The 12,866-nt window shown below is 69.8% G+C and carries 13 protein-coding genes; 9 read left to right on the top strand and 4 right to left on the bottom strand.

What is annotated here, in order from left to right:
- The first annotated feature begins 323 nt into the window (after positions 1-323).
- The 4 genes from O3Q52_RS18225 (at position 324) to O3Q52_RS18210 (ending at position 4,338) form a co-directional block, all read left to right on the top strand.
- Positions 324-686, top strand: coding sequence for an SH3 domain-containing protein (locus tag O3Q52_RS18225; RefSeq protein WP_269649838.1), 363 nt, complete (start codon positions 324-326; stop codon positions 684-686).
- Positions 687-785: 99 nt separating this feature from the next.
- Positions 786-2,204: an FtsW/RodA/SpoVE family cell cycle protein gene (locus O3Q52_RS18220; protein WP_269649837.1), complete on the top strand. Its 1,419-nt coding sequence runs from the start codon at positions 786-788 to the stop codon at positions 2,202-2,204.
- A gap of 17 nt (positions 2,205-2,221) precedes the next feature.
- Entirely contained in the window at positions 2,222-3,679 is a 1,458-nt protein-coding gene (locus O3Q52_RS18215; RefSeq protein ID WP_269649841.1) for a penicillin-binding protein 2, read from the top strand.
- A gap of 140 nt (positions 3,680-3,819) precedes the next feature.
- On the top strand, positions 3,820-4,338 hold the full coding sequence (locus O3Q52_RS18210) for a DUF3291 domain-containing protein (RefSeq protein WP_269649836.1): 519 nt from the start codon (positions 3,820-3,822) through the stop codon (positions 4,336-4,338).
- Positions 4,339-4,364: 26 nt separating this feature from the next.
- On the opposite strand, the gene O3Q52_RS18205 is transcribed toward O3Q52_RS18210, so the two are convergent.
- Entirely contained in the window at positions 4,365-5,471 is a 1,107-nt protein-coding gene (locus O3Q52_RS18205) for a ferritin-like domain-containing protein (protein ID WP_269649835.1), read from the bottom strand.
- Between the two features lie 141 nt (positions 5,472-5,612).
- Here O3Q52_RS18205 and O3Q52_RS18200 point away from each other — a divergent pair, with 141 nt between their 5' ends.
- Positions 5,613-6,542, top strand: coding sequence for a diiron oxygenase (locus O3Q52_RS18200; RefSeq protein ID WP_257678090.1), 930 nt, complete (start codon positions 5,613-5,615; stop codon positions 6,540-6,542).
- A 362-nt stretch (positions 6,543-6,904) separates the two neighbouring features.
- On the opposite strand, the gene O3Q52_RS18195 is transcribed toward O3Q52_RS18200, so the two are convergent.
- Positions 6,905-7,564 carry a response regulator transcription factor gene (locus tag O3Q52_RS18195; RefSeq protein WP_269649834.1) on the bottom strand — a complete coding sequence of 220 codons (660 nt, stop codon included), beginning with the start codon at positions 7,562-7,564 and terminating at the stop codon, positions 6,905-6,907.
- Positions 7,561-8,739, bottom strand: a complete 1,179-nt coding sequence (locus O3Q52_RS18190) for a sensor histidine kinase (protein ID WP_269649833.1) — start codon at positions 8,737-8,739, stop codon at positions 7,561-7,563. The genes O3Q52_RS18195 and O3Q52_RS18190 overlap by 4 nt, the downstream gene beginning before the upstream one ends.
- A gap of 214 nt (positions 8,740-8,953) precedes the next feature.
- Between O3Q52_RS18190 and O3Q52_RS18185 the strand changes: the two genes are divergently transcribed.
- From O3Q52_RS18185 to O3Q52_RS18170, 4 genes are all read left to right on the top strand, one after another.
- Positions 8,954-9,553, top strand: coding sequence for a DUF308 domain-containing protein (locus tag O3Q52_RS18185; protein WP_269649832.1), 600 nt, complete (start codon positions 8,954-8,956; stop codon positions 9,551-9,553).
- A gap of 262 nt (positions 9,554-9,815) precedes the next feature.
- A complete protein-coding gene (locus O3Q52_RS18180; protein WP_269649831.1) occupies positions 9,816-10,541 on the top strand; it encodes a TetR/AcrR family transcriptional regulator in 726 nt (241 codons plus the stop codon).
- A gap of 10 nt (positions 10,542-10,551) precedes the next feature.
- Entirely contained in the window at positions 10,552-10,890 is a 339-nt protein-coding gene (locus O3Q52_RS18175; protein WP_269649830.1) for a hypothetical protein, read from the top strand.
- Positions 10,891-10,998: 108 nt separating this feature from the next.
- On the top strand, positions 10,999-12,228 hold the full coding sequence (locus O3Q52_RS18170; protein ID WP_269649829.1) for a C40 family peptidase: 1,230 nt from the start codon (positions 10,999-11,001) through the stop codon (positions 12,226-12,228).
- Positions 12,229-12,245: 17 nt separating this feature from the next.
- Here the strand turns inward: O3Q52_RS18170 and O3Q52_RS18165 are convergent, their stop codons facing one another.
- Entirely contained in the window at positions 12,246-12,854 is a 609-nt protein-coding gene (locus O3Q52_RS18165) for a TetR/AcrR family transcriptional regulator (RefSeq protein ID WP_269649828.1), read from the bottom strand.
- Positions 12,855-12,866 lie beyond the last annotated feature (12 nt).

The raw sequence follows: 12,866 nt of genomic DNA, 5'->3' as shown, positions 1-12,866 counted from the left end.
GGCTGACCATCGCGCTGGGGCAGGCGGGGGTGTTGGGGGCGCGGCTCGGGTTCGCGAACGCGGTGGAGGGTGGGGCTGTCGCCACTCTGACCTTGCATTGAGCCCCGGGGGACGGGGGGCCGGGGGCGACAGAGCTCCGGGGTGCGGATGGAGTTGGCCACCGCGGGTGCATCGCGGCTGGTCGCGCCGTTCCTCGCGCCCCTGACGGGGCTCTGGCTGAGCGGTTGCTTGTCTCTGATGGCTCAGTGTGACAGGCGCGTCGCGCGAGGCGCTCATAATGTGGCGATTAGTCAGCTCTGCCCCCATTTCTGGAGGAGCCAGCAATGTCACTGCGTACCGCTCTCACCCGCATCGGCATAGCCGCCGCCGGCGGCGCCCTCGTCGTCGGAGCCGCGAGCCCCGCTCTCGCGAACGACGACTGGGGCCAGCAGAACAACGGCCGCCACCAAAAGCTCTTCAAGGGTGTCGTCACCGCGCCCGGCGGACTGAACCTCCGCGACCGGCCGACCCGCGGCAGCGCCATCGTCGGCTTCGTCGGCCACGGCCAGAAGGTCTCCATCTTCTGCAAGACGAGCGGCGAGAACGTCCAGGGCAACCACCTCTGGTACCTCCTCGCGGACGGCACCTGGGCCTGGGCGACGGCCCGCTTCATCGACAACATCGGTCCGGCGCCCCGCTGGTGCTGACCGCCCGGCGCCCCTGAAGGGGCGACCGAGGTGCACCCGAGAAGCCCGTTTGACCCTCCATAGCGGGACATGGACTGTTTCGCTTGCTACGTTCCGGACATGCTCTCGCCCGGAACGACAGCGCAGGCGGACCCGCCGACTCCCGTCGTCCCCCTCCCCCGGCGCCGTGGCATCGAGTTCACCCTCATCGCCCTGGCCGTCCTGCTCTCCGTGTACGGCTACTGCGACGTGGGTGTCGCCCGGACCGGATCGGTCCCGCCCGGCGCCGTCGGTTACGGCGCCGGGCTCGGCGTACTCGCGCTCCTCGCGCATCTCGCGGTGCGTCTGAGGGCCCCGTACGCCGATCCGCTGCTCCTGCCGATCGGCGTCCTGCTCAACGGACTGGGCCTGGTGCTCATCTACCGGCTCGACCTGGAGACCCCGGACGACCCGGCGGCCCCGGCACAGCTCGTCTGGTCGACGCTGGGCATGGGCCTGTTCATCGCGGTCGTGGTGCTGCTGCGCGACCACCGGGTGCTCCAGCGCTACACGTACGTGTCCGTCGTGAGCGCACTCGTCCTGCTCGTCCTGCCGATCTTCTTCCCCTCCGTGAACGGCGCCCGGATCTGGGTCAGGGTCGCCGGATTCTCCATCCAGCCAGGCGAGTTCGCGAAGGTCCTGCTCGCGGTGTTCTTCGCCGGCTACCTCGCGGCGAACCGCAACGCCCTCGCGTACACCGGCCGTCGCGTCTGGCGGCTCCAACTGCCCACCGGGCGCGTCCTCGGCCCGATCCTCGCGATCTGGCTGCTGAGCGTCGGAGTGCTGGTCCTGGAACGGGACCTCGGAACCTCGCTGCTCTTCTTCGGCCTGTTCGTGATCCTGCTGTACGTCGCCACGGGCCGCACCGGCTGGATCGCGGTGGGCCTGCTGCTCGCGGCGTGCGGGGCCGTCGCCGTCGGCTGGCTCGAACCGCATGTGCACAGCAGGGTCGAGGACTGGCTGCACCCGTTCGCCTCGATCGAGGCGGGCCGGGGTCCGAACCAACTCGCCCAGTCGCTCTTCTCGTTCGCCGCCGGCGGGATGCTGGGCACGGGACTAGGCCTCGGCCACTCCGTCCTCATCGGCTTCGCCGCCAAGTCGGACTTCATCCTGGCCACGGCGGGCGAGGAACTGGGCCTGGCCGGCCTCTCCGCGATCTTCCTGCTGTACGGGCTGCTGGTCGAGCGCGGCTACCGGGCGGGCCTCACCCTGCGCGACCCCTTCGGCCGGCTGCTCGCGGTCGGACTCGCCTCGATCGTGGCCCTCCAGGTCTTCGTGATCGCGGGCGGCGTGACGGGGCTGATCCCGCTGACCGGGATGGCGATGCCCTTCCTGGCGCAGGGCGGTTCGTCGGTCGTCACCAACTGGATCATCGTGGCCCTGCTGATGCGCCTCAGCGACTCGGCGCGCGGCCCGTCCGGGACGGCGCAGGCCGAGGAAGCTGGGGGAATCGAGAGAGCCGGGGGAATCGAGGGAGTCAAAGGAGGGGTCACGCCATGACCGGGAACGGCCGCCCCATGACCCGGTACATCCGGCACGCCGCCGCCTTCTGCGCCCTGCTCCTGATCGCCCTCCTCGTCAACGCCACCCGCATCCAGCTCGTCCAGGCCCGCTCGTACGACGAGAACCCGGCCAACCGCCGCCACACGATCGCCCGTTACGGCCAGCCGCGCGGCGACATCCTCGTAGGCGGCAAGCCGGTCACCGGCTCCAAGGACTCCGGGGAGCAGTTCCGCTACGAACGGACGTACAGGAACGGCCCGTTGTACGCGCCCGTCACCGGCTTCGCCTCGCAGGTGTACGGGACGAATCTGCTGGAGGGCGCCGAGGACGACATCCTCGCGGGCACCGACCCCCTGCTGTCGCCGCTCCCCCTGTGGAACGACCTCACCCGGGCCCGCAACCCCGGCGGCCACGTCGTCACGACCCTCGACCCCGCCGCGCAGGAGGCGGCGTTCGCGGGGCTCGGCGAACGGCGGGGCGCGGTGGCCGCGCTCGAACCGTCCACGGGACGGATCCTGGCGCTGGTCTCCACCCCCTCCTACAACCCCGAGGAGCTCTCCGGGACGGACTCGGCGGTGGCCCGGGCCTGGACACGGCTGAACCAGGCGGCCAACAAGCCGATGCTCAACCGGGCCGTGCGGCAGACCTATCCGCCCGGCTCGACCTTCAAGGTGGTCACCGCGGCGGCGGCCCTCGACGCGGGCGTGGTGGAGGACGTCGACGAACCCACGAAGTCCCCCGACCCGTACCGGCTGCCGGGCAGCTCGGTCCGGCTGACGAACGAGGTCGAGGGCTGCCCGGGCGCGTCCCTGCGGTACGCCTTCACCTGGTCGTGCAACACCGTGTTCGCCAAGCTGGGCGTGGACGTGGGGGTGGCCGGCATGCGGGCCGGGGCGGCCGGATTCGGCTTCAACGAACGCCAGTTGAGGATCCCGTTCCGGGTCTCCCCCAGCACCTTCGACACCCGGGTGGACCAGGCTCAGCTCGCGCTCTCCTCCATCGGCCAGTACAACACCCGGGCGACGCCGCTGCAGATGGCGATGGTCGCCGGGGCCGTCGCCAACAACGGCTCGGTGCGTACGCCCCATCTGGTGGAGCGGACGACCACGGACGACGGCGACACCGTGTCGGCCACCGGGCAGCGCACCCTCCGCCAGGCCATGAACCCCGCCACCGCCGTACAGCTGCGCGAGCTGATGACGGACGTGGTGGAGCGGGGCACCGGCAAGAACGCCGCCATCCCCGGCGCCACGGTCGGCGGCAAGTCCGGCACCGCCCAGCACGGCGTCCACAACTCCGGTACGCCGTATGCCTGGTTCATCTCCTGGGCGAAGGCCGACGACGCGATGGAGCCGGCCGTGGCCGTCGCGGTCGTCGTCGAGGACGCGGAGGCCGACCGGGGGGACATCAGCGGGGGCGGGGACGCGGCACCGATCGCACGGGCTGTGATGGAGGCGGTGCTTGCGGATTGATGCGTGTCGTGTGTTGTCTGTCGTGTGTTGTGGGGCGTGCATTGTAGGGCGGGCGTTGACTGGCGTGCGTTGTAGCCTCGGTGGCTCGCTTTGTGAGACGGGGGTGTCGCCCGCGCTTCCACCGACCTACCGTTCGGTCCATGACTCAGCCCACAGCCGCGTACGAACTCGCCCAGGTCAATATCGCCCGACTCAAGGCCCCTCTGGATTCCCCCCAGTTGAAGGACTTCGTCGACGCCCTCGACCCGGTGAACGCGGTCGCCGACACCTCCGACGGTTTCGTCTGGCGTCTGCAGAGCGACTCCGGCAACGCCACGGACGTGGCCGTCTTCGGCGACGAGTGGCTGATCCTCAACATGTCGGTGTGGCGGGACACCAACGCCCTGACCGCCTTCATGTACCAGGGGCAGCACCGCGAGCTCCTCGCCCGGCGCCGGGAGTGGTTCGAGCGGATCCAGGAGGCGATGGCCACCCTGTGGTGGGTCCCGGCGGGGCACCGGCCGACGGTCGCCGAGGCGGAGGAGCGGCTGCTGCATCTGCGGGCGCACGGGGCCACGGCGTACGCGTTCACGCTGCGGACGTCGTTTCCGGCCGGGGAGGCTGCGCCTGCCTTTGGGCCGGCGGACCGGGTCCTGCCTGATGTGGAGTGCCCGGTCTAGGGCCATAGGCGTGTTGACCGCCCGGGCTAGGGCTTCGCGCCGGCCTTGATGGCCTGCTCCACCTCCGCGACTCGTGCCTCTTCCTCCGCGGCAAATCGTTCCGCGTCCAGTTGTTCGGCCAGTTCCTCGTCCTGGGCCATGAGGAGGTCGAGGTTGGAGTTGCCCATGTCGAAGACGCCCATGTCGACGTAGGCCTGCTGGAGGCGTTTGCCCCACAGGCCGATGTCCTTGACGCAGGGGACGATCCGGGAGAACAGCAACTGGCGGAACAGCGCGAGGAATTCGGACCGCTCGCTGTACTCCTCCGCCTCCGCCTTGGGGATGCCGAAGTTCTCCAGGACCTCCACGCCGCGCAGCCTGTCGCGCATCAGGTAGCAGCCCTCGATGACGAACTCCTCGCGTTCGCGGAGCTCGGCGTCGGTGAGCTGCTTGTAGTAGTCGCGCAGCGCCATCCGGCCGAAGGCCACGTGGCGGGCCTCGTCCTGCATGACGTACGCGAGGATCTGCTTGGGCAGCGGCTTGTCCGTGGTGTCCCTGATCATGCCGAACGCGGCCAGCGCCAGGCCCTCGATGAGCACCTGCATGCCGAGGTAGGGCATGTCCCAGCGGGAGTCGCGGAGGGTGTCCCCGAGCAGCGACTGGAGGTTGTCGTTGACCGGGTAGAGCATCCCGATCTTCTCGTGGAGGAAGCGGGCGTAGATCTCCGCGTGCCGGGCCTCGTCCATGGTCTGGGTCGCGGAGTAGAGCTTGGCGTCCAGGTCCGGGACCGATTCGACGATACGGGCCGCGCAGACCATGGCTCCCTGCTCGCCGTGCAGGAACTGGCTGAACTGCCATGAGGCGAAGTGCTTGCGGAGTTCACCCTTGTCGCGGTCGTTCATCCTCGCCCAGTAGGGCGTGCCGTAGATCGAGATCGACTCGTCGGGGGTGCCGAGCGGATCGTACGGGTCCACTTCCAGGTCCCAGTCGATCCGCTTCTGGCCGTCCCACTGCTTGTCCTTGCCCTTCTGGTAGAGGGCGAGCAAGCGTTCGCGCCCTTCGTCGTACTCCCAGCTGAACCGTGCCGCGCCGGTTGCGGGCACCTGCCAGAGGGGGGCTCCGGGGTCCTTGGCGTACAGGTCGTAGGTGGGCATGTTTCGCAGACTCACACTTAGTAGACGACGGGTCAACAAGTTGCGCGCGAGGGATTGACGGGCTTGCTGACAAGCAGTCTCATAAGGAGTGACCGGCGGTAACCCTGAGGTTTCTTCCCGTACGACGAGGTGGGCACAGCCATGACGACCGTTACGGAGGCCGAGGTGCTGCGCGATGCGCTCGGTCTGCTCAAGGACCGGGAGCAGGTGGCCGAGCGGCTGCTCGACTCCTCCGCGAAGCACTCGTTCGACCCGGACAAGGAGTTGGACTGGGACGCGCCCTTCGAGGAGGGGAAGTGGTTCTGGCCGCCGGAGTTGGTGTCGTTGTACGACACCCCGCTGTGGAAGCGGATGAGTGAGGAGCAGCGGATTCTGCTGTCGCGGCACGAGGCCGCCGCGCTGGCCTCGCTGGGGATCTGGTTCGAGATCATCCTGATGCAGCTGCTGGTGCGGCACATCTACGACAAGGCTGCGACCAGTGCGCATGTGCGCTATGCGCTGACCGAGATCGAGGACGAGTGCCGGCACTCGAAGATGTTCGCGCGGCTGATCGCGTCCGGTGGGACGCCCTGGTATCCGGTGAGCCGGGCCCATCAGAACCTCGGGCGGTTCTTCAAGACGGTGTCGACCACGCCGGGGTCGTTCACGGCGACGTTGCTGGGTGAGGAGGTGCTCGACTGGATGCAGCGGCTGACGTTTCCGGACGAGCGGGTGCAGACGTTGGTCCGGGGTGTCACGCGGATCCATGTGGTGGAGGAGGCGCGGCATGTGCGGTACGCGCGGGAGGAACTCCGTCGGCAGATGGTTACCGCGCCTCGGTGGTCGCAGGAGTTCACGCGGGTTACGTCCGGGGAGTTCGCTCGGGTGTTCTCTGTCGCGTTCGTCAATCCCGATGTGTACGAGAACGTGGGGCTTGACCGGCGGGAGGCGATGGCTCAGGTGAAGGCGAGTGGGCATCGGCGGGAGGTCATGCAGACGGGGGCGAAGCGGTTGACCGACTTTCTGGATGACATCGGGGTGTTGCGGGGGGCTGGGCGGCGGCTTTGGAGGTCGTCGGGGTTGCTGGCCTGAGGGGTTGGGGTGCGGGTGCGGGTGCGGGTGCGGGTTGTGTGGGGCTGGTCGCGCCCCGCGGCGGAGCCGCAAATGTCACCGCCTCGCGCCCCTGGGTTGGTGGGGGTGCGGTCCGGTTGCAGGGTGCGGGTTGTCGTTCTGCGTCCGTTGTCGTGGGGGCGGGGCCGGGCCGGGGGTATCCGTCCTCGGTCTGGCGCGAAATAGGTTGCCTTCAAGGGCGCCCGAGTTGACACGCCATCCGCTGCGGGCGGACACCCCCGCCCCGTCCCCTCCGGCACGATGCCGGCTGCGGGCATGATCGGCCTCGCTCCTTCACTGCGTCACGTATCCGCGGGCGGTCCGGGCACAGCCGCTCGGGGGGCTCAGGGGTAGAGGCCGGCGCGGAAGGTGAATGAGACGAGTTGGGCTCGGTCGCGGGCGCCGACCTTTGTCATGGCCCGCACCGCATGTGTCTTTACGGTGAATGGCGATACGGACAGTTGGGCCGCGATCTCGTCGTTGCCTAGGCCGCTCGCGACGAGGATGACCACGTCCCGTTCTCTGGGGGTCAGGGCGTCGAAGCGTCGTAGCAGTTCCTGGTCGATCAGCGGGGGCGGGCTGTCGGTCATGTGGCCGATGAGCGCGGCGGTCGCGGCGGCCGACAGTGCACCGCCGCCGCCTACGACCTCGGTGATTCCGGCTACGAGTTCGGCGGGGCTCACGGTCTTGCTCAGGAAGCCGTTGGCGCCCGCGCGGAGGGCGGCGAGAACGATGTCGTCCTGGTCGAAGGTGGTCAGCACGATCACCCGCAGCTCTTCGGGTGGGTGCTCCTTGCGGATCCGGCGGGTGGCCTCGACACCGTCGATGCCGGGCATCCGGATGTCCATCAGGACGAGGTCGACGGGGTGGTCCCGGAGGTAGGGGACGACCTGGAGTCCGTCGGAGAGATCGCCCGTGACGACAAGACTGGGGTCGAGCCTGAGCATCGCTTTGATGCCGGCCCTGATCTCTTCCTGGTCGTCGACGATCAGAATCCGTGTCATCGGACGGTGGCTCCCAAGGGGCTGAACTCCGCGTGGACGCGGAATCGCCCGTCGTCACTGTCGATCGTCAGCCGGCCGCTGGAGGACTCGACGCGTTCGCGCATGCCCAGGAGGCCGAGTCCGCTGCCCGAGGCGCGCGGTGTGTGACCGACGCGGTTCTCCACGGTCACGCAGATCCTGCCGTCGCGCTCGCGCACGTCCACCGTTGCCGTCCCCTCTCCATGCCGGTAGGCATTCGTGAGTGCTTCCTGGACTACCCGGTAGACCGTCACGCCGACGCTGGGCTCCACGAAACCGGCCGGGATGTCGATGGAGGGACGGACTTCGAGGCCGATGCTCTCGAAAGAGGCGATGAGGCCTTCCAGGCCGCTGAGCGCCGGGGTCGGCCTGAGCGCCTCGTCGTCGGCAGTGTCGTCTCCGAGGCGGAGGAGCGCGAGGATCCGTTGCGTTTCGACGACGACGGTACGGGCGCTGGACCTGGCCGAGACGAGGGCCTGCCGGGAGGACTCGGCGTCTTCGGGCAGCCCGACCTCCGCGGCACCGAGATGCATGCTCAGCATCGCGACCTGGTGACCGATGACGTCGTGGAGGTCCCGGGCGATGCGGAGTCGTTCCTCGGTCACCCGTCGGGTGGCTTCGATCTCGCGGGTGGCGATGGCGCTCTCGGCCCGTTCCTCCAGGGTGCGCCAGTGCTCGCGATGGATGCGCAGCGCGGCCCCTGTCGCGCCTCCCGCGACGGCCGAGAAGAGTGCGGCCGCTCCCACGATCGCGCCGCCCCTGAATCCTCCCAGCGTCATGAACGCACCCAGGAAGAACGCCGCCACGATGCCGGTTCCGACCAGCGGCTGCTTGCCCCTGACGGTGACCGAGAACAGTACGAGCACCGCCATCATCCACACCGACAGGGGGTCGTGGCCCACCGCTGTGACGGCGAAGGACGCCGCGCTCGTCACGACCAGTCCTGCCCACGGCCACCGCCAGGAGAGGGCGACACCACCACCGGCGAGGAGCACGGAGAGGGCCGTCGGCCAGTCCGACCCTCGCAGGATCGCTGCCACGATCTGGCCGGTGAAGACCAGCGCGGCCAGGGAGAAGGCGATGATGTGCAGGGCCTCGGGGCGGCGGACCCACAGGGGTGCCACGGGCTCGTCGTGGTTGTCGTGCGCCTTGGCCATGTCCTGATTCTCGTCCACGTGTGCTGCGGCCGTGTACTTCGAATGAAGTAGGCGGCGGGCCCGGTTCGGGTGCGGTGGGGACGGCGGAAATCGTTCGATTCGAAGTGGATGGCAGAACTACTTCGTTCGAAGTACGCGGTCCCTCCCGAGGCCGCCGAGACTCCTCGTCGAGGCGACCGTCTCACACCATCACGATCACAAAACGGGACACCCGATGACTCAGACCGCTGTGACTCCGAGCACGACCACGACCTCGACGACGCTCTCCGGCCTCCGATCGCTCTATCTGATCCGGGTCGCCTTCTCCCTGGTCTGGGTGGCACTCGTCACCGCGACCTCCGCCTCGCTGGTGTCGACGGACAAGCCCACCGTGGCTGCGGCCGTGCTGCTCGTCGTCTACCCCCTGTGGGACGCCATCGCCACGCTCGTCGAACGTCGCATGGCCGGCACCACGGGCTCCTCGGACCGCGTCGCCACGATCAACATGGCTCTCGGCCTGGCCGCCACCGCCGGGATGATCATCGCCGTCTTCTCCACCATCGGGACGACCCTGCTCGTGTTCGGCATCTGGGCCCTCCTTTCCGGAGCGGTCCAGCTCGTCGTGGCGATCCGGCGCCGCCGCACCGTCGGTGCCCAGTGGCCCATGCTCATCAGCGGCGGACTCTCCGTCCTCGCCGGCGCCAACTTCGCCGCCATGTCCGCCTCGGCGACGAGCAGCCTGTCCGCCCTCGCCGGATACTCCGCCTTCGGCGCCTTCTGGTTCCTCGTCTCCGCCATCGCCCTGAGCATCCGCAGCCGACGCGAAAATCGTTGACCACCGCCCCGGGGACGTGGCGTCCGTGGCCGGCTCCGGGATCATCCGCTCGGGAGAGGCAGGGCAAGGGCAAGGGCAACATACCGGTCAGGCCCCCACCCCCATCGGCCCCGACCACCCAGCCTGCCAACCCCGCACCACCCAGCCCGTCCGTCGTTTGAGGACGAGGCCGTTCAGGCCGACAGCGGAGGTCCGGGGGCGGCAGCCCCCAGGGATGGGACGGGTAGGGGCGGCGGGGGCGAGAAAGGTTACGCTGCGGGACATGACCTCGGAGGTTCCCACACGCGCGTATCGGCGGCTCAGTGTCGAGGAGCGGCGGAGCCAACTGCTCGACGCGGCGCTGTCGTTGTTCGCGGCCCGGGCCCCCGAGGAGGTCTCCCTGGACGACGTCGCGGAGGCGGCCGGCGTCTCACGCCCACTGGTGTACCGGTACTTCCCCGGCGGCAAGCAGCAGTTGTACGAGGCCGCACTGAGGTCCGCCGCGGAAGAGCTGGAGCACTGTTTCGCCGAACCCCCGGAGGGCCCGCTCACCCAGCGGCTCTCCAACGCCCTGGACCGCTACCTCGCCTTCGTTGACGAGCACGACGCCGGATTCAGCGCGCTGTTGCAGGGCGGAAGCGTCGTCGAGACGTCCCGGACCACGGCCATCGTGGACGGCGTGCGACGGGCCGCAGCCGAGCACATCCTGGTTCATCTGGAGGTCGAGGAGCCGGCACCCCGGCTGCGGATGACCGTCCGGATGTGGATCACGGCGGTCGAGGCCGCCTCCCTGATCTGGCTGGATGAAGAGAAGGAACCGCCGCTGGACGAGCTGCGGGACTGGCTCGTCGAGCAGTTCGTCGCGTGTCTGGTGGCGACCGCGGGGCGCGACGCCCAGACGGCCGGTGCCGTACGGGCCGCGCTGGCGATGGAGCCCGCGGACGGCCCGATGGGCACGTTCGCCCGGGCGGTGCTGCCCGTGGTGAGCGACGCGGCGCACCTGCTGTGACACTGGTTGCGTGAAGAGCGAAGACACCCCCTTCGAAGGCGGCCCCCTGGACGGCCGGGTGCTGCCGGTCCTGCTCGGTCCGACCGGACACCCGCCGAAGGTGTACCGGGTCCCGGTCCCGGACAACGCCGGTGGCCCGCCGACCGTGCTCGTCTACCGGCGGGTCCAGGCCGGGACCAGCAGGCGGCTCGCGCTGCACCAGGGGTGGAAGTACGAGTACGACCCCACGGACACGAGCGGCGGCAGGCTCAGGTGGCCGTGGTCCAGGCCGGAGCCAAAGCCCGACACCGCGGCGCGCATCAAGCCAGACGCCACGCCGGACGGCAAGTCGGACGACACCGACGAGTGACCTTGTTGGGCCGGATCGCCCACGCTCGCCGCGCGGGGCTCGCGCGCGCGTCTGATGCTCGCGATGCGGAGGAGCGGAAGGGCCGCGCCCCGCACCGGAGGTGATGACGTGTCAGGAAGGCTTCTGCGGCTGGTCTGTACGGCGGCGATCGCGGCCGGCGCCGTCCTCGCGCCCGGGCCTGCGGCGGCGGTGCCCGAGCCCGGTGAGAGTCCGGTGGCCGAGCCCGGCGAGAGCCTTGCACCGGGTTCCGTACCCGAAGGCGAGCCGTCCGTCGCCGAGTTGCTGACCGATCTCCAGCGGCTGTACCGGGAGGCCGAGGAGGCGACCGAGACGTACAACGCGACCGAGGAGAAGCTGAAGCGGCAGCGGACCGAGGTCGCCAGGCTCAACGGGCGCCTCTCCGCGGCCCGGCTCTCGCTCCAGGGCAGTCGCGGTGCCGCCGGACGGCTCGCCCGGCAGCAGTACCAGGGCACGAGCGAGATCTCCTCGTACGTACGGCTGCTGCTCGCCCGCGATCCTCAGCGCGCGCTCGACCAGGGCCAGGTGATCCGGCAGGTCTCGCTGGAGCGCGCCGGAACGGTCGACCGGCTGGTGGTGGACGAGAAGAGGACCGACGGGCTGGCCCGGGAGGCCCGGCGCGCACTCGACGAGCAACTCACCCTCGCCGAACGGCAGAAGAAGGACCGCGACCTCGTGGGGAAGCGGCTGAAGGACGTCGAGGAGCTGCTCGTCTCACTGAGCGCCGAACAGCTCTCCCGGGTGGCCGAGTTGGAGAAGTCGGGCGTGGCCGAGGCGCAGGACGAGCTCGTCACCTCGGGCGCGCTGAGCAGTGCGCGGCCGCCCTCCCGTGAAGGCGACGAGGCGCTGCGCCATGCCGTGGACCAGATCGGCAAGCCGTACGAGTGGGGCGCCGAGGGACCGGACACGTACGACTGCTCCGGTCTCACCTCCGAGGCCTGGGGCAGCGCGGGTCGTGCCATCCCCCGTACCAGCCAGGAGCAGTGGGCCCAACTGCCCCGCGTGGAACTGAGCGAGCTGCGGCCGGGGGACCTGGTCGTCTACTTCCCCGAGGCCACCCATGTCGCCATGTACCTGGGTGACGGCATGGTCGTCCAGGCTCCGAGACCGGGGGCGACGGTCAAGGTGTCCCCCATTGCCGCCAATCCGATCCTGGGCGCGGTCCGCCCGGACACCGACGAGGAGTCACTGCCGAGCTACACCCCGCCGGAGCTCCCGGAAGGCGCGACGGACGGTTCGGACGAGGGCTACAGCACCCCTTCCTACCCAGGGGCGCGGGGAACCGCGCGATCAGCCGCGACCGACCCGCAGCTGCGGTGAGAGCTCAGGCGCCGTTCTCAGGAGAGCGGCCAGTTGCGCAGGGCGGCGTCGGCCATCTCCTGGAGTTCGTCGCGGCCCACACCGCTCGCGGCCTGCACGGCGATGCCGTACCCCAGAGCGGTGAGGTAGCGGGCCAGTAGCCCCGGATCCGTCTCCGGAGGCAGGTCGCCGTCGTCGACGGCCCGCTGGAACCGCTCCCGGACGAGGGAGTAGCCGTTGTCACGCCAGGCGACGAGCAGGTCACGGACCTCCCGCCCGGCGTCGCTGACGGTCAGTGCGCTCTGGACGCCCAGGCAGCCGTTGGGTTGGGCAGGGCGGGTGGTGGTCCGAATGGTGCCGGCCAGGATCGCGGTGGCGACGCCGAGGGCGGTCGGCTCCTCCAGGGCCCGGGGCAGGTAGGCGCTCGGGCCTTCGGTGTAGCGCTCCAGGGCCTTGCGGAACAGCGCCTCCTTGTTGCCGAAGGCCGCGTACATGCTGGTGGTGGAGATGCCCATGGCATTCGTCAGGCAGGCCAGGCTGGCCCCCTCGTAGCCGTGCTCCCAGAAGACCAGCATGGCCCGTTCGAGAGCCTCGTCGGCGTCGAACCCTCGCGGTCGGCCGATGGGGCCGCTCTGTTTCGTCTCCACCCCCGCAGTCTA

Source organism: Streptomyces sp. ActVer, assembly GCF_027270795.1.
Lineage (GTDB): Bacteria > Actinomycetota > Actinomycetes > Streptomycetales > Streptomycetaceae > Streptomyces > Streptomyces umbrinus_A.
The sequence above is the reverse complement of the archived record's forward strand: the minus strand, read 5'-3'. Positions and strand labels throughout refer to the sequence as shown.

Coding starts and splice junctions, on each gene's coding strand:
- O3Q52_RS18225 (WP_269649838.1), top strand. CDS start 324: ATGTCACTGCGTACCGCTCTCACCCGCATCGGCATAGCCGCCGCCGGC.
- O3Q52_RS18220 (WP_269649837.1), top strand. CDS start 786: ATGCTCTCGCCCGGAACGACAGCGCAGGCGGACCCGCCGACTCCCGTC.
- O3Q52_RS18215 (WP_269649841.1), top strand. CDS start 2,222: ATGACCCGGTACATCCGGCACGCCGCCGCCTTCTGCGCCCTGCTCCTG.
- O3Q52_RS18210 (WP_269649836.1), top strand. CDS start 3,820: ATGACTCAGCCCACAGCCGCGTACGAACTCGCCCAGGTCAATATCGCC.
- O3Q52_RS18205 (WP_269649835.1), bottom strand. CDS start 5,471: ATGCCCACCTACGACCTGTACGCCAAGGACCCCGGAGCCCCCCTCTGG.
- O3Q52_RS18200 (WP_257678090.1), top strand. CDS start 5,613: ATGACGACCGTTACGGAGGCCGAGGTGCTGCGCGATGCGCTCGGTCTG.
- O3Q52_RS18195 (WP_269649834.1), bottom strand. CDS start 7,564: ATGACACGGATTCTGATCGTCGACGACCAGGAAGAGATCAGGGCCGGC.
- O3Q52_RS18190 (WP_269649833.1), bottom strand. CDS start 8,739: ATGGCCAAGGCGCACGACAACCACGACGAGCCCGTGGCACCCCTGTGG.
- O3Q52_RS18185 (WP_269649832.1), top strand. CDS start 8,954: ATGACTCAGACCGCTGTGACTCCGAGCACGACCACGACCTCGACGACG.
- O3Q52_RS18180 (WP_269649831.1), top strand. CDS start 9,816: ATGACCTCGGAGGTTCCCACACGCGCGTATCGGCGGCTCAGTGTCGAG.